31 protein-coding genes, 1 tRNA gene and 2 pseudogenes are annotated in these 26,179 nt (G+C 49.9%); 5 read left to right on the top strand and 29 right to left on the bottom strand.

Features of this window, described 5'->3' with window-relative positions; genetic code table 11:
• Nucleotides 1-94: 94 nt before the first annotated feature.
• Nucleotides 95-1,039 (bottom strand): nucleoside hydrolase, encoded by a 945-nt coding sequence (locus FLT43_RS07650; protein WP_087442274.1) that lies wholly within the window; start codon nt 1,037-1,039, stop codon nt 95-97.
• A gap of 145 nt (nt 1,040-1,184) precedes the next feature.
• Here FLT43_RS07650 and FLT43_RS07655 point away from each other — a divergent pair, with 145 nt between their 5' ends.
• Both FLT43_RS07655 and FLT43_RS07660 read left to right on the top strand, forming a co-directional pair.
• Entirely contained in the window at nt 1,185-1,622 is a 438-nt protein-coding gene (locus FLT43_RS07655) for a GNAT family N-acetyltransferase (RefSeq protein WP_087442646.1), read from the top strand.
• 166 nt (nt 1,623-1,788) lie between these two features.
• The gene (locus FLT43_RS07660) at nt 1,789-2,154 is read left to right on the top strand and encodes a hypothetical protein (RefSeq protein ID WP_087442273.1); all 366 of its coding nucleotides are present in this window, start codon (nt 1,789-1,791) and stop codon (nt 2,152-2,154) included.
• Nucleotides 2,155-2,234: 80 nt separating this feature from the next.
• Here the strand turns inward: FLT43_RS07660 and FLT43_RS07665 are convergent, their stop codons facing one another.
• Complete coding sequence (locus FLT43_RS07665) at nt 2,235-2,903, bottom strand: PTS sugar transporter subunit IIC (RefSeq protein WP_244194167.1); 669 nt, start codon at nt 2,901-2,903, stop codon at nt 2,235-2,237.
• A gap of 46 nt (nt 2,904-2,949) precedes the next feature.
• Between FLT43_RS07665 and FLT43_RS07670 the strand changes: the two genes are divergently transcribed.
• The 3 genes from FLT43_RS07670 (at nt 2,950) to FLT43_RS07680 (ending at nt 5,083) form a co-directional block, all read left to right on the top strand.
• Nucleotides 2,950-3,228: a substrate-binding domain-containing protein gene (locus FLT43_RS07670; RefSeq protein WP_244194166.1), complete on the top strand. Its 279-nt coding sequence runs from the start codon at nt 2,950-2,952 to the stop codon at nt 3,226-3,228.
• Between the two features lie 376 nt (nt 3,229-3,604).
• A complete protein-coding gene (locus FLT43_RS07675) occupies nt 3,605-4,456 on the top strand; it encodes a CPBP family intramembrane glutamic endopeptidase (protein WP_087442271.1) in 852 nt (283 codons plus the stop codon).
• A gap of 18 nt (nt 4,457-4,474) precedes the next feature.
• On the top strand, nt 4,475-5,083 hold the full coding sequence (locus tag FLT43_RS07680) for a TetR/AcrR family transcriptional regulator (protein ID WP_087442270.1): 609 nt from the start codon (nt 4,475-4,477) through the stop codon (nt 5,081-5,083).
• Between the two features lie 359 nt (nt 5,084-5,442).
• Here FLT43_RS07680 and FLT43_RS07685 read toward each other — a convergent pair.
• The 27 genes and pseudogenes from FLT43_RS07685 to FLT43_RS07820 all read right to left on the bottom strand — a co-directional run bounded on the left by FLT43_RS07685 (nt 5,443) and on the right by FLT43_RS07820 (nt 26,172).
• Nucleotides 5,443-5,529, bottom strand: a tRNA-Leu gene (locus FLT43_RS07685).
• A gap of 290 nt (nt 5,530-5,819) precedes the next feature.
• Nucleotides 5,820-6,470, bottom strand: coding sequence for a DUF4310 family protein (locus FLT43_RS07690; protein WP_087442269.1), 651 nt, complete (start codon nt 6,468-6,470; stop codon nt 5,820-5,822).
• Between the two features lies 1 nt (nt 6,471).
• Entirely contained in the window at nt 6,472-7,260 is a 789-nt protein-coding gene (locus tag FLT43_RS07695) for a DUF4311 domain-containing protein (RefSeq protein WP_087442268.1), read from the bottom strand.
• A 47-nt stretch (nt 7,261-7,307) separates the two neighbouring features.
• The gene (locus FLT43_RS07700; protein WP_087442267.1) at nt 7,308-7,646 is read right to left on the bottom strand and encodes a DUF4312 family protein; all 339 of its coding nucleotides are present in this window, start codon (nt 7,644-7,646) and stop codon (nt 7,308-7,310) included.
• 6 nt (nt 7,647-7,652) lie between these two features.
• The gene (locus FLT43_RS07705) at nt 7,653-8,018 is read right to left on the bottom strand and encodes an SFCGS family glycine-rich protein (protein WP_087442266.1); all 366 of its coding nucleotides are present in this window, start codon (nt 8,016-8,018) and stop codon (nt 7,653-7,655) included.
• Between the two features lie 15 nt (nt 8,019-8,033).
• Complete coding sequence (locus tag FLT43_RS07710; RefSeq protein WP_164776436.1) at nt 8,034-8,396, bottom strand: PRD domain-containing protein; 363 nt, start codon at nt 8,394-8,396, stop codon at nt 8,034-8,036.
• On the bottom strand, nt 8,389-10,284 hold the full coding sequence (locus FLT43_RS07715) for a BglG family transcription antiterminator (RefSeq protein WP_164776435.1): 1,896 nt from the start codon (nt 10,282-10,284) through the stop codon (nt 8,389-8,391). Before FLT43_RS07715 ends, FLT43_RS07710 begins: the two co-directional genes overlap by 8 nt.
• An 88-nt stretch (nt 10,285-10,372) precedes the next feature.
• Nucleotides 10,373-10,633, bottom strand: coding sequence for an HPr family phosphocarrier protein (locus FLT43_RS07720; protein WP_087442263.1), 261 nt, complete (start codon nt 10,631-10,633; stop codon nt 10,373-10,375).
• 316 nt (nt 10,634-10,949) lie between these two features.
• On the bottom strand, nt 10,950-11,663 hold the full coding sequence (locus tag FLT43_RS07725) for a GntR family transcriptional regulator (protein WP_087442262.1): 714 nt from the start codon (nt 11,661-11,663) through the stop codon (nt 10,950-10,952).
• A gap of 39 nt (nt 11,664-11,702) precedes the next feature.
• Nucleotides 11,703-12,731, bottom strand: coding sequence for a sugar kinase (locus tag FLT43_RS07730; RefSeq protein ID WP_087442261.1), 1,029 nt, complete (start codon nt 12,729-12,731; stop codon nt 11,703-11,705).
• Nucleotides 12,724-13,479 carry a 2-dehydro-3-deoxy-phosphogluconate aldolase gene (dagF, locus tag FLT43_RS07735; protein ID WP_087442260.1) on the bottom strand — a complete coding sequence of 252 codons (756 nt, stop codon included), beginning with the start codon at nt 13,477-13,479 and terminating at the stop codon, nt 12,724-12,726. Before dagF ends, FLT43_RS07730 begins: the two co-directional genes overlap by 8 nt.
• Nucleotides 13,472-14,584: a DgaE family pyridoxal phosphate-dependent ammonia lyase gene (locus FLT43_RS07740; protein WP_087442259.1), complete on the bottom strand. Its 1,113-nt coding sequence runs from the start codon at nt 14,582-14,584 to the stop codon at nt 13,472-13,474. Before FLT43_RS07740 ends, dagF begins: the two co-directional genes overlap by 8 nt.
• Nucleotides 14,538-15,668, bottom strand: coding sequence for an amidohydrolase/deacetylase family metallohydrolase (locus tag FLT43_RS07745; protein WP_087442258.1), 1,131 nt, complete (start codon nt 15,666-15,668; stop codon nt 14,538-14,540). Before FLT43_RS07745 ends, FLT43_RS07740 begins: the two co-directional genes overlap by 47 nt.
• A 217-nt stretch (nt 15,669-15,885) precedes the next feature.
• A pseudogene (locus tag FLT43_RS07750) lies at nt 15,886-16,032 on the bottom strand (VOC family protein); the annotation flags it as partial.
• Between the two features lie 206 nt (nt 16,033-16,238).
• Entirely contained in the window at nt 16,239-16,706 is a 468-nt protein-coding gene (locus FLT43_RS07755) for a UPF0158 family protein (RefSeq protein ID WP_087442257.1), read from the bottom strand.
• A 131-nt stretch (nt 16,707-16,837) separates the two neighbouring features.
• Nucleotides 16,838-17,143 (bottom strand): P-loop NTPase family protein, encoded by a 306-nt coding sequence (locus FLT43_RS07760; protein ID WP_244194165.1) that lies wholly within the window; start codon nt 17,141-17,143, stop codon nt 16,838-16,840.
• A 155-nt stretch (nt 17,144-17,298) separates the two neighbouring features.
• Nucleotides 17,299-17,844 (bottom strand): GNAT family N-acetyltransferase, encoded by a 546-nt coding sequence (locus FLT43_RS07765; protein WP_087442256.1) that lies wholly within the window; start codon nt 17,842-17,844, stop codon nt 17,299-17,301.
• A gap of 33 nt (nt 17,845-17,877) precedes the next feature.
• Complete coding sequence (locus FLT43_RS07770; RefSeq protein ID WP_087442255.1) at nt 17,878-18,153, bottom strand: hypothetical protein; 276 nt, start codon at nt 18,151-18,153, stop codon at nt 17,878-17,880.
• A gap of 35 nt (nt 18,154-18,188) precedes the next feature.
• Entirely contained in the window at nt 18,189-18,941 is a 753-nt protein-coding gene (locus FLT43_RS07775) for a Gfo/Idh/MocA family protein (RefSeq protein WP_087442254.1), read from the bottom strand.
• A gap of 57 nt (nt 18,942-18,998) precedes the next feature.
• A pseudogene (locus tag FLT43_RS07780) lies at nt 18,999-19,294 on the bottom strand (Gfo/Idh/MocA family protein); the annotation flags it as partial.
• Nucleotides 19,295-19,345: 51 nt separating this feature from the next.
• Entirely contained in the window at nt 19,346-20,110 is a 765-nt protein-coding gene (locus FLT43_RS07785) for a hypothetical protein (protein ID WP_087442252.1), read from the bottom strand.
• A 163-nt stretch (nt 20,111-20,273) separates the two neighbouring features.
• Complete coding sequence (locus tag FLT43_RS07790) at nt 20,274-20,903, bottom strand: S-layer homology domain-containing protein (RefSeq protein ID WP_087442251.1); 630 nt, start codon at nt 20,901-20,903, stop codon at nt 20,274-20,276.
• A gap of 100 nt (nt 20,904-21,003) precedes the next feature.
• Nucleotides 21,004-21,618 carry a DJ-1/PfpI family protein gene (locus FLT43_RS07795; RefSeq protein WP_087442250.1) on the bottom strand — a complete coding sequence of 205 codons (615 nt, stop codon included), beginning with the start codon at nt 21,616-21,618 and terminating at the stop codon, nt 21,004-21,006.
• A gap of 783 nt (nt 21,619-22,401) precedes the next feature.
• Nucleotides 22,402-22,890 carry a DUF4358 domain-containing protein gene (locus FLT43_RS07805; protein WP_087442249.1) on the bottom strand — a complete coding sequence of 163 codons (489 nt, stop codon included), beginning with the start codon at nt 22,888-22,890 and terminating at the stop codon, nt 22,402-22,404.
• The gene (locus tag FLT43_RS07810; protein WP_087442248.1) at nt 22,887-24,038 is read right to left on the bottom strand and encodes a DHHW family protein; all 1,152 of its coding nucleotides are present in this window, start codon (nt 24,036-24,038) and stop codon (nt 22,887-22,889) included. Before FLT43_RS07810 ends, FLT43_RS07805 begins: the two co-directional genes overlap by 4 nt.
• 14 nt (nt 24,039-24,052) lie before the next feature.
• Complete coding sequence (locus FLT43_RS07815) at nt 24,053-25,459, bottom strand: MBOAT family O-acyltransferase (protein WP_087442247.1); 1,407 nt, start codon at nt 25,457-25,459, stop codon at nt 24,053-24,055.
• A 35-nt stretch (nt 25,460-25,494) separates the two neighbouring features.
• Nucleotides 25,495-26,172 carry a GDSL-type esterase/lipase family protein gene (locus tag FLT43_RS07820; protein ID WP_087442246.1) on the bottom strand — a complete coding sequence of 226 codons (678 nt, stop codon included), beginning with the start codon at nt 26,170-26,172 and terminating at the stop codon, nt 25,495-25,497.
• Nucleotides 26,173-26,179: the final 7 nt, after the last annotated feature.

Raw genomic sequence — 26,179 nt, forward strand, 5'->3', positions numbered from 1 at the left:
ATTAGGTTACTTGTAACATAGGTTAATAGTAACCTATGTAGCTCGTCATGTAAACATGGAACATGCAATAGTCATCGTATTCGCGCTTTGCAAGTTATGAGTATCGCTTCAACGTCTCGTAAACGGCATCTTCAAATTTTGCGAAATCCAGCTTCACCGCCACCTCTGCATTGGGTTTTTCTCCTGTAATGCCAAAGTAATCGCACAGTGTTCGCCCATAGCATGCCTCGCTTCTCAGTTCAACCGCCACATGCATAGGCTTGGTTTGAATAATGGATGGGTCCATCAGGTAGATCAATGTCGTTGGATCATGCAGCGGCGGGCCCTCCCAGCCGTATATTTCCTTCTGCCTTACCCCCACCCAAGACATAATTTCAACGAAAAGCTTAGCAGCTTTATTATTCAGACTTGCAATGCGGTCCATCATGCTCTTGACAACCAATGCTTGGCGGGTAAGGTCAAGCCCAATCATAACGATCGGTCTGCCGCATGTAACAACAACATGTGCCGCATCCGGGTCCGCATAAATATTGAACTCTGCCGCCGGGGTTACGTTTCCAAGCTGATATGCGCCGCCCATCAATACGATTTCTTTAATTTGGGGCACGATTCTCGGTTCTCTGCGAATCGCCATTCCGATATTCGTTAACGGACCGGTCGGTACTAATGTTATATCCCCTTCCGAGTTCATAAGCAGCTCAATGATTAGATCTACCGCATGCCGCGTATCCAATTCAAGAGTGGGTTCGCCAAAGCTCGGACCATCCAACCCTGTCTCACCATGAATCGCATTGGCTATTACCTGCTGTCTAATCATCGGCTCAGCCATGCCGGCCGCAATTGGCACATTGCGGATATCAAGATAGGAGCAGATATCTACAGCATTCCTGGCCGTTTTCTCCAGAGTTTGATTTCCCGCCACAACCGTTATGGCCAGCAGGTCAAAAATGGGGTGCTTGGCAGCGAGCATAATGGCAATCGCATCATCGTGTCCCGGATCGCAGTCAAGTATAATCTTCTTTTTCATACCTTCTGCCATCGTTTATTCACTCTCCCATTGTTTATTTTCATAAAACACCTCTTTACGAATTATTATCTTATGAATGATACATCTCACCCTTCATGACGGTATAGTATAATATGCAGGCTTACAGATGGATATCAAGAAAGCGAGAGTGAAAAATGTGAATATTCGAGCAGCCACGGAAAGAGATTACCCTGATCTGAGAATGATATATCTGGAGTCGCGCCGTAGAACTTTTCATTGGGCGGAGACAGAAAAAATGACCATAGACGATTTTGACAGGGATACGGTAGACGAGTATGTCCTGTTAGCCGAGGAGGATAATCATATCCTTGGATTCGCTTCCTTGTACTTGCCCGATAATTTTATTCACAATTTATTTGTTCACCCTGATTTCTTCTGCAAGGGTATCGGCGGTCTGCTGCTGGATGCCTCCATAGCACAAATGAATCCCCCCGTACGATTGAAGTGCGTCTCCGAAAATCACAACGCGATGAAGTTTTATGAGAAGAACGGATGGCAAAAAGTTGTGGAAGAAGAGAAGCTGGGGGAAAAATATTGGGTTCTGGTGTATGAATCGGGGAGCAGCTTGACATAAAAAATACAAAGATGAAATAATTTAATCACTTTCCTTTTTTATCTAATTGGTGCTACAATAATTTACAGATAGTGACAAAATCAAACTACGGAGAGGAGAAAAGGCAGAACTCATATTCTTGTTGCTATCAGTAATGAACGATATATCTATGAAGGAGGATGTTCACATGAAGAAAAGATTTTCTGCCGTATCGTTGTCTCTGATTTTTGCTCTTGCTGTCATTGTATTTCCTTTCTCCGCCTCGAATGTAGAAGCTAAGGGTGTAAGCGGCACGATCAAAATCAATAACGAAACCTATAAATATATCGAAGAATCGTTCGGAAAAAACCGGGGCATTACATTCAATCCAGGTAATCACACGTATACAATATCTCCAAATCCACACAATAATCCTAAATATAATAAAAAACAAGTTCAGTTCTATGCCGAGATTGCAAATGGCGTTAAAGCCCAGGTGGAAAGATCCGGGTGGAAAAACTCCTTTACCGGCATTCAAGCGTTAGGGGAAACCTATACATTAAGCCCGCGTTAAACAAAGCGCCATAAGCGTTCATTTATTATTCACGCTTCTTCACCCGCTTGCAGGGCAACAAAAAACGAGCCGTGGGATGCTTATCTCAACGGCTCTACTGTAACTGAATAAATTGTATCCCTACGCCTTAGCGATTCTTCTCCGAAATCAGCGTCCTCTATCTTCATATCCCAAAAAGACCGTAAGAAGAGCTGCACCGACAAAAGCTGCCGCCACACCAATAACATATAAGCCCTTGGCTCCGTTACACCGGACAATAGGCCTGGCAATAATGTGGATCCGCCTAATGTTTTTAGATTTTTGTCTTTTGCTTTTAAGAATATGCCAAGTGCCACCCCCATTTGTGCAAAAGGAGCCGCAGCGAGCATTCCGGTAAGCGGATCTCCACCGCTGCCTATATTGGAAATCATAATAGGGACAACTCCCCAATGGAGGCCGAACAATGTCAAAAAGGTCCATCCTGCCCCCATCACAGTGCCCGTTAAAATCCCGCTTTTTGAGCTCAAGAAGCCGATTGCCGCACCAATCGCATCTCCGACATATATGCCGAACGGGCCAAATATTAAGACAGTCAAAGGTACAATGATTATTAAAGAAAGCAGCGGCAGCATAAACAGATGCAGGTCCTTATGAATGATCTTCTGAAAATAAAAGACGGCATTTCCAGCAGCAGACAGAATAAAATAGGTGCCGCTCTCTGTAGATAACCATCCAACCATGGTCAGTACCGTTAACAGCGCTTTCAGCATCCCGGCTCCGGCCAAGGCTCCCAACAATGGCGAAAAGCTGCGAGAGATGACTTCAAAAATTCGGTTTCCCAGGGAAGCCTTTGTTTCATCTACCGGCTCAGTAGTTTCATCAGCTCGCCGCCAAAATCTGGACATCCCGGAGCAGTTAGCCATTATTGGCTTTGACGATACCGAGTTGTCCGCCTCTCTGGGGATAACAACCATTCATAATCCGATCAAGGAGCAAGCATGGAATGCTTTCTACCATTTATGGAATCAAATTGGAGGGGAATCCTTGGAACAGTCAAAGTTAAATTTTCAGCTTGTTGAGCGTCAAACAACCTGAACGATATGGGACGACTTGCATCTCCCTTCATGATAGTGTGAACGAATGCAAGACCAAGTCACAAAATAATCGAGCCACCGAACCTTGCCGCTTGTTCCCGTCTTCCTGGAACTGCTGCTGCGGCTTCCGGAAGAGCGAGCGGGTTAAAGGGATGTTCGTATTATTAGGTCAACCAGAGATTTCTGGTTGACCTATTTTTCTGGTCAAAAAAACTGTTCTCCCACGATCACCAATGACCATGTTTGAGCTGGTGTAATACAAATTCCAGGCTTACAGATTATTACGTTGTCATTGTGTTGACAGACATCTATTAGATAAGTATATTGTAGTTACCGACTATGTAGTCGGTAACTACAATAAGAAATGGGTGCACTTCATGGAAAAGAATTATGGGCTCCAACCGCCGATACCATTCAGCTTCAAATCTTTTGCAGGGTTTATCGTCATTTTCATTATTTGGCAAGGAGGCACTTTATTATGGTTAAATCTAATTCATGCTTTAATTCCCGCTACTCACTCAGGATTACCTAGTTTGATCACGCTATATTTGTCCTTTTCTTTCCTGATTCTCGGAGTCTGCATCGTCACCAGATATTTTTTCAAAATTCGTTTTCGAGCATTTTTGTTTGAAGGTAAAAGGCCTAATTACCGAAAATTTGCGATTTATTTTTCACTATACGGATTGGCACTTATCCTGTATTTACTTGTCGATATCGCTCTGCATCCTCAAGCCTTTACGCTTCATTTCAATCCGCTTCCGTGGTTAGGTGTACTCATTGTTACCGCACCTTTGATTTTGATTCAAAGTGCTGCTGAAGAGATTTTGTTCAGAGGGTATATGTACCGTATCTTCAGATCATTAAGAGGCGGTGTATTCTGGTCCATCCTCCTCACTTCCCTTACATTTGCCCTGGTCCATGGACTTAACCCCGAAATGCTAAACTACGGAATTTTTGGACCATTGTATTACCTGCTAGGAGCATTCTTTCTGGGAATCGTTGCTTACCGCACCAATGGACTGGCCGCTCCCATCGGAATTCATTTTGCCACGAACATTTTCAATACATCTATTTGGGGATATGGATCATCGGCTTTGGAAAACATGGGGCTGCAAAGTATTGTTTACCGCCATACGTTAGATATGAGGTTTGCATTCTTTGGGATTTTTGCTATCGTTATCTCATATAGCGCATTTCAATTTTTCAAACATAAAAGGAACCGTTTGTAAGGTTCCCTGGAGGAGCTTATGAGCAGAAGGCGATTGCCGGCAGAAGAAGCAAAAACGATTATTTTAAACCATGCCAAGTTGTTATTTATTGAAAAAGGTTATGATCGAGCTACAATGGACGACTTATGTGCCTTGACACAGATGAGTAAAGGCAATTTGTATCATCATTTTAAAAACAAAGAGGTTCTCTTTCTCCAATTGCTTACCCAGCATTCGGAACAAATGTCACAAAAGTGGCTTCTTTTGGCCGAGCAATCCAAGTCTCCCAGCCAGCAATTGCTTGAAATGGCTGATTTATTCGGAAGAGATTGTGAAAGTCCATTACTCCAAGCGCTCGAAGAGTATGCCAGAACACTTTCCAGCGAATCCGAAGCATTGGCTACATTGAGAGAGATCACAAATGTAGCCTATCGTGCAATAAAACAGGTGCTGCAAAAAGGGATCGCCCAGGGCGTTTTCATTAATGAAGATATCGAAACGTTGAGTTTCGGTGTAATGTCCACATTGGCTGGCGCAACGCAGCTCTGCCTAACGATGCCAAAATTAAGCGGGGAAGAATATGCAGCCCTGCATGTCAAGGCGATCAGACTGCTTTTGAAGGGAATATCGATTCATGATCCCAGCTGAAAAAATGAGAACATACTTAACTTTAATACAACGTATCGGATGACAAGTACATGATCCCATTCCCGGATGGTTGATTAACGGTTTCTATTGCCGGCATCTACAAGATTACACGTTCAACAATAGGTTCCTCTCCATCGGGAAACATTACAGAAGCAGATCGAAAAGTTCTTGGGCAAGATCGGATTCTACCACTCGTTCCGGTCTTTCAGGAGCTCCTGCAACGAGTACAAAGATTACGTTTATTTAGATTCCAAGCTTTCTTCTGCCCAGGCAATGAGCCCCAGCTTAAAGATATTGAATAATAAAAAGGCTCCTGCTCTGCCAGAAACAGCAGATCAGAAACCTGTCATTGTTAAGTATGGTGCGGTCAAGAGGACTCGAACCTCCACGGTATTGCTACCACTGGCACCTGAAGCCAGCGCGTCTGCCAATTCCGCCATGACCGCATATGCATGTTATGTAATGTAACTGTCAAAGCCGTTATCATCGCCTCAACAATCATTAGTATATCCTATCTAACATCTGATGTCAAGCATTTGAACACGTAAAAATTATTTTCCTGTGAAAATGTCACCCTGTGGACAGCAGGGAAGAACCACGCCTGAAGAACGTGGTTCTTCATCATTGAGCGGAAGCTCTTCATACGCTCATCCTGCCCGCTTCTCCCCCGGCGAATTGCTGTCCGTTCATTGGAGAGACAGCCGGTTCAATGATACACTGCCTTCATTCGCAAACGTTACGAACCGGCAGCAATGGGGAATAGCGCGCCCAGAACCATGGCGCCAATAATCGCGCCGCCGGCAATCGGCTTTTTGAAGTAATAAAAAATGCCTGCGCCGATCGTCGCGCCGATCCCGACCGGAATCGAGGCCATGACGGCCGATATGACGATGAGCGGCCCCAAGTAACGGCCTGCGGCGTTGCCTGCTCCCATCATCACGTCCGCGCCGAATGTTGAATTGGCCGCGTTGATCGTAAATTTGCGGATCATAATAATGACCGAACCGACGAGGGCGCCCAGCCCGGCTCCCGTTAATAGGGCGAGCGGAAACGAAGTAAGCGGAGCGGTAATTCCAGCCCCGAGCATCAATGCCGGGACGCCGATGCCGATTCCCGTCTGCAAGGCGCCGCCGATATCCAAAATGCCAACGAGCGGGCCTTCAAGAATGCGGGCGAACAAGAAGCTGGCGCCGAAGGCTGCGGCCGCGCCATAACTGCCGCCCTTCATGCCTGCCTCCAGCAGCGCCACAATCGCAATATCGTTAAATGCGCCCACATGATAGACATAATATAAATGCGTCCCCGCAAAAATACCGGAAGACAAGCAGGCGACAAACCAGACGAACGCCCATTCCGAATACCAAAAGCCTTGTTTTGCCGTCTCCATGCTAACGAACCTCCGATCCGAAAAATGCGTGCAGATCAATGAGCCATTGCGGAATGTTCTCCACATGCAAGCTGCGGAGGAGTTGAACATCGAAGCCGCGGAAGAAAGCGCTCAATGTGAATAATAGCACAATCGCCGCAACAAGCGTCTTCGTAATGCGGTTCCAGCCGCTGTCGTCCAAGCCTTTGCCGACCAGTATCCCCAGTACAAGCCCTGGCACGGCATTGCCCATAATCATATGTGCGAATCCGCCAAGCACAGTTGCCCATAAGCCCGGGCGCTTGCCGGCGTCCATTGCCGCGGTCCAGAACACGATCGGCATGATCGGATTAATAAGCCAATTCGCCGCCGGCACCAGCACCTGCGTCGCGACGGCTTGCAGAGATGCCGGAATGGCTGCGGCCGTGGAATTCAACAGAGGCACGAGGATAGCGCCGACCAGCGCTCCGGCATACGCCATTTTTTTCGGATTGTGCAGCGTATCCTCCACATTTTTATTGCGAATCATCAGGAGCGCGGCTGACCAGTTCGGAATGATGCGGTGATCCACATCCTGGGTCAGTCCGCCGGCACCGACAACGGATGCCCATGCGTTGAACAGAAAGCCGAGTCCGAAGGAGAAATGTGCCACAGGATCTCCTTCGCATGCATTCAACTCGCCGAAAGTGCGGAACGCTCCCATGCCTTGCACCTTCGGGGCGTGGAACATGCGCGCCGCCCCAGCCCCAACGCCATACCCGACCAACAGACCGATAATGATAGATTCCACAATAATCGTAACGGTTTCCATCGGAATCCTCCCCACTCGGATGTAATGCTTGCAAGCTGCTTACCGTACTACCGCAAATGAAGAATGCGCTGGGGCGGGGACAAAGATTCCGTCTGCTGCTCGAACGCGATTTCGTCCAGCTTTACGGCGCGGATTTTGATATGGATGCGAACTCGAATCTCGTAACGTGTCCTTACTCTCGCAAAAAATAGCCCGAGAAACCGTTCCGTATAGCGGGCCTCCTTCGCCGACAACACTTCGACATTCTGCGGCTCAATCTGCAGCAGCACATCGGGAATCTCCTGCGCGAGCTTCTTCTTCATGGCGGAGAGCGCCTGCTGGAAGGCTGCGGCCTTCGAATCCCCCTTCCCTTCGATCTCGATCTTCTGCTCCCATACGTGGAACATGACGTCTCACCCCCTATATTGCTGAATATAGGCTTCCGTCAGCCTTCTGCCCAGTTCCTCCACATCCATGAAGCCGAAGCCAATCACCTTCTTGCCATCCCGAATGGCCGTGACGCCCGCATCAATGGAACGCAGGCCGAACTCCATCGGATACTTATATTTCGTATTGGCCGTAACCGCTCCGGCTCCCCCGCTGCCGCAGAACGAAATGCCGAAATCCGCCTGCTCCGCGTGCATCACGTCGCCGACCTTCATGTCCGCCCCTACGCCCGGGATGAGGATCGCTTCCCCGCCGGCCGCCTCTACTCCCTTCGCGACTTGCTGTCCTTTACCCAGACGATCTCCAATCACGACTTTCACTTTGTTCTCCATCGTATTCACCTCTTCTTATTGATTCCTGGCAGCTTCGAAATGAACCGTCAAATAAAACACTTCCGCATCATCAATCGCTTGCTCCGCGAACTCCCCGTAACTTCGCAGCGTCCGGTGACTCAGCTGTACCAGTTGCGGACTGACCTCGTCCAACATCGATTCCTCCAGCTCGGGCAACGGCTCTCCTTGCTTCAGCCTGCGGGCGAACCCGAGCAAATGGATGGCAATGACGAGCAGACGGTCATCCGTCAGCGGCAAGCCAATCCGTTCACTATCTGCCAGCAGGCCGTACAGCATGGGCCGCAGCTCTCCCAGTTCGTCTGGGTCTGCCTTCGTCTTGGCGGGAATGTCATGAAGTATTCGTTCGACTCTATCCATCTGCTGATCGCTCTCCATCATTCAAGTTGTCGTTGTACGCTTCCAAATATCTGAGAATGGCAAAAACCTCTTCCTCTGAAGCGCTTACATTTCGTTCTCTAAGCATCTGTTCAATCTCAACCTTCATCGTCCGCTGCGCTTCATCCAATATCGGAAGCTCCCTGCTAACCGCAAAGGATCGCCCGCATGCGGCGCGGTTCACCATTAACATAAGGTGAAGCCGCAGTCCTTCCTCCCGCTCCGGCGACAGATAGCGCTTGAAGCGCGCGATGACAGCTCTTGACAATTCATAGCCCGTATAGATCACATCGCGAATGCGGCTTTCCAGGCTCCCATCACACGAAGGATGCGTCTTCGCATCGCCGAAGATATGCCCGCTGCGTTCCGTGTGTGCCGTGCCGCGATTCAATCGGCCAAGCTGCATTCGAATCGCCTCGACATCCCTGGTTCCCGGAATCGAATGTACGACGACGACCGGAACTTCGGCCGCTACGGGCAAGTTGCTAATGATCAAATCGACTTCGATGTTCTGAAGCACCTTCCTGACATCCATCACCGAGCAAGTGGCGACGAACCGGATATGCTTCAACTCGCTCTCGATAACGGTGGTGAGCAGTTGGGCCGTTCCCCTTCCTGTACCGCACACTGCCAGCGCTCTCCACCTGTGCTGATCGATCCGGCGCTCATACGCCGTCTGGAAATGCAGCACGATGAACGCAATATCCCCATCGGTAAGAAAGATCTGATGCTCGCGAAGCACGTTCGTGCACGCCGCCTTGACATGCCGGAACATCGTCTTGTACTTCAACATCACATCCTTCGTCAACGGATTCGGATCGGCAACCCCCAGGCTGTGCTTCGAGATGCGGCTCGACATATGTGCGAACAGACTGTTCAACAAATCCGGATTGTCTTGGAGCGGGAATTGCATCTCTCGCTCCACATGCCGAATCAACTCCATCGTGAGCACATACACATCGGGAAGCGGCTTTTGTTGTCCGCCTTGGGCTTGCGGAGCGGCAAGCCCTTCCGCTTGCAAGCCGATGAACCACAGATCGCCGTCCGTGAAGGATATCGGATACCGTTCCGACAATGGCTTCAGTCCCATTCGAATAATAGAATGGATCATCAGTCTGTTCTGCGGGGCGCCGGCGCAATCCGCCGGCAGCGGGTACCCTGAACCGCTTGCCGATCGGCATCTCTGAATGGCAATGCACAGCCGGATAAAAACCCCGATCATGACGCGATCAGACAACGTTGCCCCAAGCTCCCGCTCGATATCCCGCACGATGTTCGCTACTAGCACGAACAGCATATTCACGTCGACAACGGACTCAAGCAAGCGCTCCAACACATTGACGGCGAACGTGTCTGGCTTTCTCCGCAGCGCAACGCCCTGAACGATCTGCAGCATATCGGCTTGATCCAGTTGCTCATAAATAACGTTTTCCAATACGGCACGACGCTCCTGCTCGCCAGCCTTCAGCTTGATGCCGCGCCGCGTACGCTCAATCGCAAGCCGATGTTCCGCGAGAAGGTCCTCAGCCAGCGCCACATCCGACACAATTGTATTGCGGGTGACATCATACCGTGTGCAGAACCGCCCGATAGGGATGGGTTCATCGCCGAGCAGCAAATCAAGCATGAGACAGGCCATCCGCTCCTGTTGGCTAATGAAGACGCCTTCACCCGCTTCATCCAGCCTGTGAAGCAGCGCCGTCTGCGCCGCATGGCCGCATTCCAGCCATATCCCTTTGCTTGGGCTTGAATGCAGCGGCATCCCCTGCTCCTTCAGCCACATGCGAATCGCTTCCAGATCGTACTTGATCGAGCGCTCGCTCACCTCGTACATGGCGGCCAATTCTTTAATGTGGAGCGGCGTATTCACGAACATCAACTTCTTAAGCAAGCTTCGAGAACGCGTTGACAGTGCGATACCGCATCACTCCTTATCGCCTGCTGGCGGCACGAATCCATCATGCCTCCAGTACCGACTCCAGCACGGCCGCGAGCGCCTCTACCGCTTCCGCTTCTTGCTCGCCATTCGCTTCGACAATGACCTGATCGCCCTGCTGGAGCGATAGTGACAAAATGCCGACAATGCTCTTGGCGTTGGCCGCCTTCTCGCCTTTAAGGAGGCGAATATCGCATGGAAACGCTTTTGCTTGTTTCATTAACGCTCCGGCTGGCCTGGAATGAATCCCAAGCGGATTCACGATCGTGACCTGCTTATCCATTATGTGTCCCTCCTGTACGCAGTCTTGATCTGTCAATGAGTTCGCAACCGCCACGATATGTTCTTCTTCCCTGCTTTAACGGTATCGCACATCCAAGCCGCTGCCAAGATTCAACCTTTTGCACTGTTCATCGGGAGGCAAATTGAACATCTCCGGAGAGGCGCGGACGGAGCACTGGAGCGTGAAGAGGAAGACCCCGGGACGGACAACAACAAAAAGACAGAAGCCGCCTCGTCCGCGCTGCCCGATGCCAGCACGTTGAGCGGCTTCTGCCTGGCCCCATCATTCACCTCAAGTCGTGCACCGCCACGCCCTATTAGCCGTCGTAATTCACGACATAAGAATGAAGAGCCGTATGATAATACCCTACGCTATATTCGATTAGCATGCCGTTCACGTCATAAGAATACCGGGAGCGCCGCAAGAGCGGCACGTCCGCTCCTACGCCAAGCACCGCCCTGGCCGCGGGCGGCGCCGTCGTCACGGCGAACTCGTCCTTGTACTGGCCGAGTTCGATATCCTGCTCCTCCAGCCATTCATACAGCGATTGCCCGTCCAGTTCCGACAGATCGAGCGCTCCGGCCTGATGCGACAAATAGTGAGTAAAGTGGATGTACGGCGAACCGTCAAGATCATAGACCCGCTCGATGCATAGGCAGTTCGCCCCGAACAAGCGGCAAGGAGCGGTTCCCTCCTCGGCGTGGATGACTTCCGCCCTCACGACCCGTTTATGAATCCGGTGGCCCTCCTCGACCAAAATTTCCGTAAACCGCTTCCATTTGGACAGCTTTGAGGCAGACGTATTGCGAATGACCTTGGTGCCTTTCCCGCTGCTTTTCTCTACATACCCTTCCTGCACCAGTTCAATGATGGCGTTGCGTACCGTTATTTTGCTGACCTGGAATTCTTCTTCCAGCTGAGGCTCTGACGGAATATTCGTGCCGAGCGGATAGACGCCGTGCAAAATGCGCTCGCGCAAAACATTTCTTACCTGTACATACAAAGGACGTTTGTTCCGTGACAGTTTCAAGACTACGGCCTGCCTTTCCTTTACTTGCTGTGCTTCCCCTTATCTCTCGACGTCGATCCCGGACTCTTCCATCGCCCGCATCACTTCCTGCTCGGCCGCCATCGGCGTGTCGCCTTCGATCGTATGCGCCAGCATGCTGGAGGCGGCGGCGAACCTTACCGTCCGCTCCGGCGGGAAGCCGCGGAATTCGCCATGCAGGATGCCGCATGTATAGGCATCCCCCGCGCCAATCCGATCATGTACCGCGAAGGTTAACGGTTCGGCATAATACAATGAGTCCCGCTTATACAAAAAGCCCTGCAGCGAATGCGTCTGACTGTCCACAATCGTGCGATGGGTGCCTGCGATGACGGAAATATTATACTGCTTGGCCACCTGGGGAATCAATTCCTCCGCCTGTTCCCGCCGTCCGGTCTTCCCGCTCTTCATGTTCAGCGTCAGCATCGCATCCTTTTCGTTCATCATGACGATATCTGCCAGCTGCAGCATCTCCTCATAATGGGGCTTGGCCTTCACATGCCCGCCTTCCCCCCAATGCGCCGGGCGGTAGTTGCAATCGAAGATGACGAGCCCTCCCGCAGCCTTGACGGCGGCTGCCAATGCCTTCATATGGCGGCGGACGCCATCGTTCATCGCCAGGGCAATGCCGCAGACATGAACGGCGTCGATCCCGTTCGCGATACCGGCATACGGATACGCATCTTCCGGAGCGGTATTGAAGCTGCTTCCCAGCCGATCCGTATACGTGACGCGCCCGGGGCGCGCCCCGAACCCCTTTTCGTAGAAGTACATTCCTATATATTTCCCGCCGCGGGCAAGATAAGACGTGCCGATGCCGAGCTTGCGCAGTTGCGACTCTGCCGCTTCGCCCAGCGGATTATCCGGCAGCCTCGATACCAGATAGGCCTTATGCCCGAAGCGGGCAAGCTGCGAACTGACATTGACGCCCGTGCCCGAGAACGAATAATCGAGCCGGCTGGCTTGGCTTAACCGCTCCACTCCAGGCACGCTTAACCGCATCATCACCTCTCCGAAGGCCGCGATCTTTGTGGGAGTCCAATCAGGCATAATAATCGACCCATTTCTTCATAGTCGTATACAAGACGCGCATATCCTCAACCTTCGTCTTGCCGGTTGCCTTATCGATGATGGAAGAGTAGACATGCGGAATGACGACCGGCACATTCGCTTCGAGCGCAATGCGGAGAATCGCTTCGAAGTTGTCCAGATCGATTCCGCCGGTCGGCTCCAGCGCAAAGCATTCTTCGCCGCATGCCTTCGCCACGGCGCGCAGTTCGTCCTCGCAAGCAAGGCCATTCATCGGAAAATATTTAAGCGCATTGCCGCCCATATCGCGCACCAGAGCAATAGCGCTCTTGATCGGAACGACCGCTTGATCTGCTTGTTCGGCGCTTACAGGACCCGTTGAAATATTGACGTAACCGACTTGCCCGGCAGGCGACACCAAGCTGTTGATCCAGGAGTCCTTGCCATCGAGATTGGCGCGGGTTGCGCCTACCGAAGGGAATACCTGGTTAATGTGCGTCCCCCCGTAATGCTTCGCGATCTCCGCGACTACTGCCGCTTGGCGATTGTCGCCGGCTCCGAGCCCAATCGATACGGCCTCGTCAATCGCTGCACCGTACTCCTTCATCGCCTCGACGGCGGCCTCGACAGTCGAATAGTTTTTGGACAGGACGCCGACCAGCACATGTCCTTCCGCCGCATCGAACACTTCCTTCGCATTCTCTACGCTGTTGGCGAGCACATTCAGCGCCGCGCGTCCTTTGTACAACCGTTTATCCATCTTAGACATGAGCAGTTCCTCCCGCTAATTTACGAATTTGTGACGTGATGACGTCGATGTCGTCCCCCATGAGCGGGCGCGGATCGATATCGAAATAGCCTTGTCTTGCCCCGTAGTCGCGCGTATAGATCGCGATCTCTCCCGATTTCAAGCCTTCTACGACGTCTGTGGCCATCGTGCCGGCAAGCGCGGAATCGATCTGAATGCGCGCACGGTATATGGCCCGGCCCGCTTCGTCTTGAACGATCGTACACGTGACGCCTTCGAGTTCATTCAGTGGCATCAGTTGGGCAAGCGTCTCTTTCTCCTGCTCGCTCTTGTCTTCCTTCACCATATATTCGTCTAATGCCTGCAGCAATCCGAATACCGACTCTTTGCCGACCTTCATGCTCCGACCGATGCCATGCAGTTGGGTCTTCACCCATTCCACAGCCTGCCGCTTGCCCGCCACGATGCCCGTCGTCGGTCCCTCGATTGCCTTCGAACCGCTGTAGATCGCCAGATCGGATACCTTCACATATTTCTGCAAATCTTCCTCTGCAGCCGCATCGACGATGAGCGGCACCCGGTTGCGCTGCGCCACTTCCCATGCTTCTTCGACCGAAATCATATTTTTTTGTACAGCATGATGGGATTTCACATAGAGAATAGCCGCCGTCTTCTCATGAATCGCGTCCTCGATATGTTCGGCCCTGCCTTCATTCGCATAACCGGCTTCCACTAGCTTGCCGCCACCCAGATAGACCATGGTCTCTATGGGAGCGCCGTATTGCACATTGTGGCCTTTCAGAATAAGAATCTCGTTCTTCTCGATCGGATCCTGATGCAGGCGAAGGCTGCGGCGGCGCTCCCCTTGCGTCACGATGCCCGCAACCGACAGCGCGATTCCGCTCGATGCCGAATTCACAATGACGGCCGCTTCGGAACCGATGAGCCTAGCGGCATAGCTGCCTGCCTTATCGACGAGATCGGCAATTTCCACATAGCTCTGCGCGCCGATCTTCATCGCCTCCATCACCGTGTCCGTCGCCGCGGATACGCCTAGGATACTCATGCGGCCGCTGGCATTAATGACCCGCTTCAGTCCGTACTTCACATGCAACGTACTTGCCATTTGCATACACTCCCTTAGCTACAAGATGTTGATGCCCGATGCGGACATCGCCTTCCGAATCCGTCAGCTCTATCGGTTCATTCCGCACTTCGAATAGCGTCAGATGGGCCCGATCCCCTATTTGTATCCGGCCCAGCTCCGGTTTCCTGAGCCAATCCGCCGCATTAACCGTCACAGACGCGATGACCTCTGCCAGCGAATAACCCAGATACAGGAACTTCGACATGACGCGGGCCAAGCTGTATACTGGACCATTCAGCCGGTTGCCGCGGTAAATGTCCGAGCTGATCGTATGGAGCGGAATACGATGCCGCTTGGCGGATTCTGCTGCCTTGAACGAGAAACTCGCTGTCCCATGCCCAACGTCAAGGTGTACGCCGCGCGATATCGCGTCGGTCAGCACGCGAAGCGGCTCTCCATTTTCCCGGAACAAATTATTCGCTTTGCCGTTCAAGTAATGGGTAATCACGTCATCCCGCCGCAAATAAGGAATAATCTCTTCAATGCCGGGAGGGGCCGAGCCGATATGCACCATGACGGGAAGTCCTGTATCGTCCGACAAGGCGCGCGCTTGCTTGAGCGGTTCTATGCCGCAGTCACGCACGACGCTCCGGCTTATTCGCGCTTTGAGCCCAACAATAAAATCACGATGTTCCGCTACAGCTTCCCGCACCGCAACCGGATCGATCCAGGCAAGGTCAGACAGCTCATCCGTTCGTTTCAGCCCGATTTTGGAAATATTCAGCAGCGCCAACACATTCGTAACAGCCTGTTCCGCATTCGCCCTCAGATCTCCAATCCGATCCGCCCCCATGCTTCCGGCATCGACGACAGTCGTAACGCCTTGCTCCACGCCAATCTTGTCAATCGCATCGCCATAAGGATCGAACTCTTCAAAGGCATGAACATGCAGATCGATCCAGCCGCTGGATACGTAAGTTCCCGTATTCGTGTAATCAATAATATCGCCGCCGTGACTGGCGCCCGCTTCCGTAATGCCGGCAATGATCCCGTCCTCGACGACCAGATCCATATCCGTCCCATCCACGCGTTTGAGGCCGCGCAGGACGATCCGCTCTGCCAAGTTGCTCACCTCATTTCGAATAATGAAGGAAATCCTTTATCGTCGATAAGCCAAACATTATAATGTTTGGTCTCATCGTAGCACTGCACTTCGTCTGCGTCAATATAACGTTATAATGTTTGAATTTCCGTCAACATGCCGCCCTGTAACTGCTCCAAGCCACAATATCGTCAAAAAAACCCTTGCGCGGCGCACAAGGGCTAAGGGGCGAAACGGCTTATGAAGCGAGCACCTCGACGGTGAACCCGCCCGGGGCCTTCACATAAAATGTCCAGCCATGCAATCTTTTCGGCGGTGCGACATTGAAGCCGTCTTCCTTCAGCCGCCGGTTAATCTCATTCACCTTCTCTACGCTCTCCTGGATGCTTTTCTGGATATTTGTTCCTTGTTTATCGTAACACATTCATGCAAGTGATAACCTTTGCTCTACGAATTCGTTGCTCTGGCCATCCCTGACCCGTCACGTGGATTGAAACCCCGATGCGCAACCCTGCAGTGCGGGGCCGGCCATCTTGCTGGCTCCATGATATGTTTCACACTGCATTCATAATGAATATATGGCCTTAGCCATTATTCTTCATATTCCACATCATTGTCATTACACCATTCGATAGCTTTCTTTTTGTAGCACTGATCACGATATTGATACCAATCCTCTGCAATCCCCAAATCGATTACTTTATCCTTGAATCTTCTGAAGGCGCCTCTGCCTTGTATAGCGTCCAATAAAATATTCTGTTTTCTGTTATCACGAATGGAGTAACTAAAATCCTCCAGCATCTCGTATTCATTGATATCAAATTGTGTTGGCAACTCCTCATAATCCTCATCATTTTCTAAGATATCAATCGCCAGTCTTATATTTTCTTGCTCCCAATCCATTAACTTTTCGATCTCGTCATCCTCTATTTCTTCTGCGGTTCTAATATCATTTTCTGATACCGAAACTACCTCTCCAGTTTTTCGGCATAAATAAGTATAGGTTCCTTCAAATTGCATTGCCATGCCGTCAATGATTTCTTGCAGTTTAATTTTCATCGTTCTCACCCGATTTTTTGATTTTACAACCTATTTATCAGAATATCCTTGCTATCGGTACCGTAAAACATTTTTGTATAGCAACTTAGGATTCGATATAGCCAGATTGCAGCATGTAGAGAACACCTGCACTAAGGTCCCCAAGCTTCGCTTTCTTCAAAATAGCTTAGTCCCAAACGCCGTATTTCCTCTAACATCAAGCTTGCTTCCTTCGGTTTCCTGATGATTATAATCTTCGTAGTTGGCGAATAGCTTTCCAGCTTTGCCATAATTCCAGGTCGCTTATCCCTTCGAAAATTCCAGCCGTACTTGATAAATTCCCAGTCAATGGATTCCGGGCAGCCTTCATTCAAGTCAGGTCTTGTTTGGCCATGATACTGAATTCTTCGCTTAAGCACCCTATAGGTGGTGATGATATTGAAGTTCACCCATTTCATGGGGAGTATGAACCCATCCCGGCTTCCAAAAGTAAGCATCCAAATGATACACAGGCAGCTTCAAAATCTCGCCGAGTTCACGGGAAAATGTGGACTTTCCTGAGCCGCTTGAACCAATGATTTCATGCTCAAATCATCTCCCCTGAAAGCTGCATTTATTCATAAAGCGATTTCATGTTTCTCCATTCATCTTCTAATATACTCATCTCTATCAAACTCCAATATGAATCTTGATACCGTCTTGCATCCCTTGTTACGCCTTCTTGAACGAAGCCCAGTTTTTCATAGCATCTTCGGGCTGATTCGTTAAAATCAAAAACACCAAGACTTATCCGGTGCAACTGCAGTTCTTCAAATCCTATTCTTAACGCCTGCTGCATGATTTGTGTACCGTACCCCTTGCCCCGGCTGCTCTTATTTCCGATGAGTACCTTGCCTATTCTTGCTGAGCGGTTATGTCTTTCTATTCGGCCGATGGAAATATGACCGACTGTCTGATTGGTTTCCGTTTCGATTGCTTTATATATAAGTCTGTGTGAACGCTCTACATCATTAGCTCCCTTGATATATTCGAGCAGTTGATCTTCAGTCAGTGGATATTTGAATTCCGGCCCGGCCCATTGGAGCAAAAATGCTTCATCCCCGCTCCATGATATCAGTTCTTGAAAATCGGAAGGCACGAAATATTGAAGCGTGATCATACGTATTCACCCCTCCTTGTCATGTGGCGTCCATCAAGCATAATATCCGCCTCGCTTGACATATTGCCCTTCGGCAGCGTAATGCTTATAGATTTTGGAGAACACGCGATATGCCATAAATTCGCTTTTCTTTTCACTCGTAAAAACAATGATATTATTCAATGGTGTGTCTTTTGCTATTTCCCCGCTCATTAATTTGGAAAGATCGACTTCCATTTCATATTCCAAGGTTTGCATGCAATGGCCATATCGGTAGCGCGCGACGGTTCCTCTCTCTTCGATTAATTCGAACTCAATACAAATCGCCATCTTCCCACTCTCCTTGACCTTGAGACCACAGTACCTTATACATACTCGCTTCGAGTATCGAACAGAAGCGGATCCAGCTTGGCCCATGGCGTAAAGGTTGTCGTTAAAGAGTACCGTTCGCCCGATTCCGCTGATCGATAGGCTCCGAACATAATTTCGTGCACGTGGAGCTGCTGCTTGCCTGACTGTATCGGCTGCTTGCCGGTTCGAAGACAATGAACGAAATGGGCGATCACACTTTCGTTGGTCTGCTTGGCGATCTCCCCGCGTGGGATATAGCAATCCTCCTGCCCGCGCCAATGGACTTGTTCCGCATTTGGCATGGGCTCCGCCGTTTGAACAATTAAGGGATAGCCGCTGTCATTGATCGCGATCGTTCCTTTTCGTCCATAAATAATCGTATTATTCTGCTTGAACGCCATGCCCCACAAGGAGCGAATCACGGCATGCTGCCCTCCGGCAAATTGGAGGATGATCGTCACATTGTCATCCACATCGCTGCGTACCTTCTTCCCGTCTCCGACGATGCGGTTCGGAATCAGCGTATTCACTTCGGCCATCACGCTGACGGCCGGTCCTAACAAACCGACGAGCCGGCTGATCGGATATGCCGCGCAATCAAGCACCGCCCCTCCATGGGCGATGGATTTAGTATAATACCAGTTGTCACGCCATGGGCCGGGAAGGGACAACTGCGCTTCGGCTCCCGTAATCTTGCCGATGTAGCGCTCATTCACAAACTCGGAGGCGGCTAAGAAGACAGGATGCAAATCAAACGGCAAACTCATGAAGATAGCGCCTTTCGCCTCGGCCAGGGAGACCATGCGTTCGCAGTCCTCGAAGGAAGTAGCGATCGGCTTCTCATTAAGTACATGCAGGCCCCGTTCCAGCGCGGCAATGAGTGGGGAGTTGTCACAACGACCCCGTCGAGCTCCTCTTGATCCATCATGACCCGGTAATCATCATACCATCTGGGGACTCCATGCTCTGCCGCTTTCCTCTCGGCATGCTCCATATGCTTGGCGCAAGTAGCCAGAACACGAACTCCTTCCAATTGAGCCGCCTGTTCAAAATATCGATTGCTGACATGTCCGCTTCCAATCATGCCTAAATGAATTGTTTTCATGGATATCTCCTTCATGTGGACTAATATGCACTCCGTAAAGCGATGAAGTAAGCAAGATAACAACGCTTATTGCCGATGAATCTCTCGCACTTTCGGTTCTGATATCGTTACAACATTGACAATATGATCCACAATCCCGTAATGTAGATAAGGCCCCGGGTATTCCTGACTTGCAAACGCAGCATTCGATATGTAGTCTAAAAACCTGGATGTAGAATAGATTCTAAATGTCTTTTTACCCTCGAACCTTTCATAATCATCCCATGAAGTAAATGACTCATTGATTACTGAATACCCAATATTTTGATTCAAAATCGAGCTGAATGATTGGGGCATTCGTACTTTGAAAAAATCTTTCGAAAGATTATCAATCTCTCGTTTATATAAGTTAATTAGTCTCTCCATTTCACGTTTCTCTTCTTCAATCAGATGATTATAGCGATGATTAATATCTTCAACAACACTATCATACCCTACAAATAAGATCGGTATATATTCATAGCGTTTATCAAAAGACCGTAATTGTGATAATTCAGCACATCCTAATATCAGATCATAAGACCCGTCAACCATACCGCTAACAATCCAATTTATTCTTTCCCGCTGTACATCAATAGATTTTTCTTCGTACAAACTTAGAATATACTGGGTTAAATCCTTTTCAGTGCAAAGAGAATGAAAATCTAGCGATATAAAAAATTCATACGTATTATTGCCTAACTCGGATAAAAAGTTTTTGTCATAAATCCACTGTTCCAACTCCTCTACATGAATGCCTCCACTTAAGAACTTCATAAAATAATCGGTTATTTCTTTTGAAAAATGAAACATTTCATTTCGCACCTCTTTGCAAGATCGGATTATTAATCCGTTAAACATAGAATCGAATTTCCCCGAAGTTGATGCCAGGCACACAGTAAAAAAGGAAAAAGCCTGATTTCAAGCCCTTTCCCCTTATCGGACAATATTGTTGAACCCATTATGCCGGAATGATTTATTGGCGTTTTTTAAGTTCGCCCGCCACTTTATACTCATGGACAGCGCCGTCTTTGAGAAAATAATACGTAATGTCCAATAATTCTTCTTGTTCATTCCAGGTGATAAATAGTTGTCCCGAAACCTTTTTATTTTTCAGGCCTTCCATATCAATGGAGTCATTGTCCGCTTCAAATTTATAATCGTCTTTTGCCCCGATGTCATAACGCCATAGAATCAAATCGCCAGCCGCAGCATCTCTTACTTCAGCGTACTTGCCTCCCCAAATTTTTTTGACCTGATCTTTGGAAAGAGGCAAATTCATGGGCTGCTTGTGATAAAAATCAGTTCCGAACTGAGGTTCCGTCTTCTTGTCAGACGCTGTGCCCAATAACCCGCGATCCGATAAATTTCGGAGAATGGTTGCCATTTCTCCGCGGGTCAGAGGCTCGTCGCCGCCGAACCGGTTGTCGGAAATGCCGCTCATCAACCCGCTATCCTTGGCCCATTCCGCATGTTCAGACCACCAGCCGCGGTCTTTAAAATAACCTTTTAATACCTGCCCGCTTGCTTCAACCATGCCTGACGCATGAATGAGGACGGCTGCACAGACACCAATTCCTACGCCTTTAAGCATGTTTTTATTCATTTTCACGACTCCTTCCTTGGAAACATGACATCTGTAGAATTCCACGGCATTCGTGCATAACGTCTATCCAATTTACGAACCGAGGAACCCGATTTCCCGTTTAGGCCGACCCGCCAGCCCCGCTTCGTAGAGTAACGGTATCAGGCAGGCTCAGCCCCTTACCAACAGGCTGCACGCTCTCCATGACCTTCGCTGTCATGTCTGCCCCGATTAACGAATCGATGAGCCATGCAGCTAACTCCTGCCCGGCCAGGCATCCGGCGGCCGTGCTTATATTCCCGACATTGACGAAGCTCTTATTGACAATCTCCACTCCCAATTCGGCAAGTTGATGAACAGCCGTAGGATACGTAGTTGCCTGCTTTCCCGTCAACAATCCCATAGCTCCCAAAAGCAGCGCACCTGAGCACATAGAGCCTATCAATTGCTTCTCCGGATTGAGTTGAAAACGTTTTAAATAATGAGAATTCTGATACAGCTTCTGAACACCTTTCCCACTGGAAAAAAGAACGGCATCCGATGAATTCGCCTCTTCGATCCTTCCATGCGTAGGAATACGAAGTCCTGCCATAGACACATGCGAATCCTCCGTTCCCAGTATCCTGACGTCCCAATCGTCCAGTCCGCCTACTAACCTCACCCTGTTCAATACATCCCACGGCAGGAACAAGTCAAGATCCGTAAAATCATCAAAACACACAAGAGCGATTTTCATTTTTTCACCTCTCATCATTGATTTAAACCATCATATGTTAGGGAGCAATCCAATAATTCGTTCAGCTCGCTCTCAGGGAGTACCTTGTTCGCGCAGTAGACCAGGCTGGAGTGAAAGCCCCATTCTCCATATGCAACCAAACTGCTCTTCTTGCTGTGCTGTCTCACTAAAGCCCAAATTCCTAAATCTCCTTGGGCGCCTCGTCAAACAGAATCCAATCTTTGTACTTCATCACATAAGACTCTCCAAACATTTTGAACCCGTCCAAATATCCGGCGCCCTCTTTTTCAGGCAGCTTATCGCATATTTCGGCTAACAACAACACTTCTTCAATGCCGAGAGTTATCCACGCTTTTTCTTCATTTTTGGATAGAATGCTTTCAAAACGGCATTTCACCAATGCGGAGGAATCGAGCTCATGGCGTTTTCAAAGTCCTTTGCCAAATTTGCTCGTCCAAGCCGGGCACAGATCGGGAAAAATCGGACCAATCCATCATATCTTCATACGCAACGATCTCGAACCCTCTGCTATCGAGTTCGTTTCTTTCCGCGACTTGCTTGCATGCTCTACATTTGAAAGCCAGCTGTTCCTTTTCCATCATGCACCTGCTTAATTATGTAAAATATTGAGTCCTCATATAATGATATTATAGTTCATCTATCTTCCTCTTTACCTCCTAAAAATTTGAATAAGGATCCCGGCATGCGAAAGCGGAAGCTCTGCCGATCTTCCGCTTTTTTGGACTCGCCACTATATAGAACGAACTGAGGCTTCACGCCGAGCTACCACGCGCTGTCAAACGCCGCTTCCATTTGTGCCGCCTCCTTAGAGACCGCGAAAAAGACAAAGCGGCCTTTCGTTTTTAGAACATGCTTTTCGATGAGAAAATATTCTTCCGGGCGATAGTCTTTAAACTTTACCGTCTGGGCTTCGATTCGCTGCAATATGTTTTGTTTGACGCTTTCTGCCTGATCCGCATCTTTTACTTTGATAACTGCCAATTCGTCCGCCTTTACATTGGATGCAGCCGTATACAGAATAAAATCCTCCACTTCATCGGCATCGAGATGATAGAGCTTATGCAGCTTCTTCCGATCCCCCTGATTCATCTCATCCAGGTTCACCGCCCGTTGAATTCGCTCCGCCACCGCGGCGGCCGACAGCTCCTCCCCGTCTTGCTTACCGGAACATCCGGCCAATGCGCCGATGACAACGGCTAACATGAATAAAAAGGCGAGGCATTTCCAAGCCCCTTGTCTATATTGTTTCATTCGACCAACTCCGATAGATTCTGAATAGATGGCTCTTCAAAGAATGTATTGACATTATAGAGCAGCAGCATGTCACGGATACCGTGCTGCCGCACGAGTGCCTTCAAGTCTTCCCCGTAATACCGGAGATCGACGACATAAATTTCGCTAAAATGCTCCGTTAAGAAGGGCAGCAAACTATTGGCGTACGAATCTTTGACCACCAACAGCTTCCTCTTTCCCTCCGGGTGGACCGTCGTGATTTTAATAAGCGCATGATTGCCGTTAAAAAACACGGTATACTTATCCTTCTGTGCGAGATTGCCCATCTCGTACAAAGAATCCGCCGTTCGCTGTTCATCGACGTACTCCACTTTATAGCTCGCTTCCTTCTTCGGCAGATAGAGCTCGATCCCGTCCGGCCGGATATGCCGGAATCCGCTCTTCGAATAGAGCGAGCCGTAAAATTGATCCGTTATGCGCTGAATGCGGAAATCTTCCTTGTCCAGCGGGATGATCCCCATGTGCTTGCACAGCTCCCGATAGGCGTAATAGGCGCCGGTCGTGGTCCAATGATGATCGGTTCGGTAAAAAATAGGCTGTTCCCGTTCTGCAGACAGCGCGGGATGCACATCGACGAAGCGAATCGTGCCAGGAAGCTTCTGCCGTACCTTGTCCATATACGCCGGTTCATCGCCGGATGCGGCATACGCCGGGAGCTTATCCTGGTGCAGCGCGGCCGCGGTAGGCACAAGCATCATATATTTGCGAACGCCGGGCGTGGCATGGTCGAACGCGCGAATGGCCTCTATCTTATCCTCCACATCCCTGTCTTCCGGCGGGTTGAAGCGTTGAATAAGGAAGCCGTCCTTACCCAAGTACACCCCGTTGCTCTCCTTTTTTCCCATCGCCCGATCCGCATCGGTCTTCACTCCGATCCAGGCATCCCGGAAGACGAATTGATCGGACACATACTGCTCGTAATTGGAAGTAAATTTTCCCGCCGCCAGCGACTGCAGCGTAAAGTCAGGCCACTTCTCCAACACCCGATTTTCCGCTTCCGAAAATTCACGTTCCGCCGTCAGAAGATTCAGCACGGCGAGCGCGCCTATAAAGAGGAGCAGCAGTACGGCCATTACATATTTATAGATTTTGTCGTATCTGTTCATCGGCGCCGCCTCCTTCAAAAGCGAAAATATAGGAATGGGTTGTACGTTTCCGTGACCAGATAAGCCGTCGACAGCAACAGGAACAGCAAATACATCGCCGGAACGAGGATAGCTCCTGCCATGTTCCCTTTTTCCCTGAAGAACGATAATGCCTTCCGGGGAAGCGGCGTCGCGCACAACGTCACCACGATCAACAAGACAACATTCGCAGACAGATCATAAAGTGCTTGACGGTCGACCAATCCATGCGTGCCGTACCCGAACATCGCCCCGGCGAATTCCGCGGCGGAACCCAGATTTTCGTATTCGAACAAGACCCAGCCGAAGATCACGATCAGAAGCGTATAGACATGTCCAACGATGCGAGGACTGCGCTGCAGCCATTGCAACAGGAACAGCTTCTCGGCCATAACGAAAATACCGAAATACAAGCCCCACAGCATAAAATTCCAGTTCGCTCCGTGCCACAAGCCGGTTGCGAGCCAGACGGCGAACAGATTGCGGAACTGGATCAGCAGGCCCGACCGGTTGCCGCCGAGCGGAATATAGATATATTCGCGGAACCAGGCTCCCAATGAAATATGCCACCTGCGCCAGAACTCCGTAACGCTTTTGGATATATAGGGATAATTGAAGTTTTCCACAAAATCGAACCCGAACATCTTCCCAAGTCCGCGCGCCATATCCGAATATCCGCTAAAATCGAAATAGATCTGGAACGTAAAGGCGATAATGCCAAGCCAGGCCGACAATACGCTTAGCTCTTCTGCCGGCGCCGCCTTCACGCTCGTCCACAGCAAGCCGATATTATTGGCCAGCAGCACTTTTTTGGCAAGTCCTCTGATGAATAATTCCGCCCCTTCGCCGAACCGGTCCAGCGTCATCGTTCGGGAGGCCAATTGTCTCGCGATATCGCCGTACTTGACGATCGGACCCGCGACAAGCTGCGGGAACATGGTGACATAAGCGCCGAAGGAGATGATATTCGTCTGTACGGGCACTTTGTCCCGGTATACGTCCACGATGTAAGACATCGTCTGGAACGTATAGAAGGATATGCCCACCGGCAGGGGCAGATCCGCCGCCTGGATATGCAAATGGAATAACTGGTTAATCGTGTCGACGACAAATCCGGCATATTTGAAGAAGCAGAGAATGCCCAAGCTGCCGGCGATGGAGCCGATAAAGACCGCTCTGGCGATCGGCTTGCGGTGCCGGTACTTCTCGATCAACAGTCCGTTAACATAATCGAAGACGGTCGAGAAAATCATGATAAAAATATAGACAGGCTCGCCCCAGGCATAGAAAATCAGGCTTGCGGCGAGCAGTACCGCATTTCTAAGCCTCTTCGGCGATACATAGTAGATCAGAATCGTTGCCGGCAAAAAGAGGAACAGAAACAGGAGACTGCTAAAGACCACTTTCTGTCACCTCGCATAATCGAACGATAAGCATGTTATTTCACTGCGTCCTTCAGCGCATCCAGCATGAACGGATAGAACCCGGCTTGAAAATGGATGCCGTCCTCATCATACAGATCAGGATGGTCGGCAACGATCGGAGATACATCGACAAATCCGGCCTGCTCCTTCTCCGCCAGCTCTTTCAAGCCTTGATTATAATCGCTTATATTTTTGTAACGGGGCTCTTCCTTCTCCCGCTCAGCCGTAACCGGGGTTACCGATAAGATCGTGATTTTGGCCTGCGGAAGCTTTTCCTTGATCGAGCCGATCAAGGTGGCGTAATGCGCCAACGAGTAGGCCTTCGGATCGTCCGTAGGCCAGAGGATGTCGTCCGACCCCAATTGAATAAAAATATGTTTCGGGCTTCGCTTCGTCAACTCGCCGATATCCTCCAGCGCGAATTCCGCCGTTTTGCCCGCGCCGGCCAACACATTCGCCTCATCGAGCACATCATGGAAGGACAGCCCCTCGGTAATCGAATCCCCCAGAAATACGCTGTCTTGAAAAATCGATGGGTACGAAGCTTCGGTTGACTTGGCAGATCCGCCTTCCTGTTGTTGCGCTTGAGGCGGCGGATTTTGCGGTTGTTGGCTGCCGGACTCCTGTCCGCATGCGGCCAAGGTGAATACGATGCTCCCGATCAACAGTGTAAAGATTAATTTTTTTGCCATGTTCCTC

The sequence above is a fragment of the Paenibacillus thiaminolyticus genome (assembly GCF_007066085.1).
Taxonomy (GTDB): domain Bacteria; phylum Bacillota; class Bacilli; order Paenibacillales; family Paenibacillaceae; genus Paenibacillus_B; species Paenibacillus_B thiaminolyticus.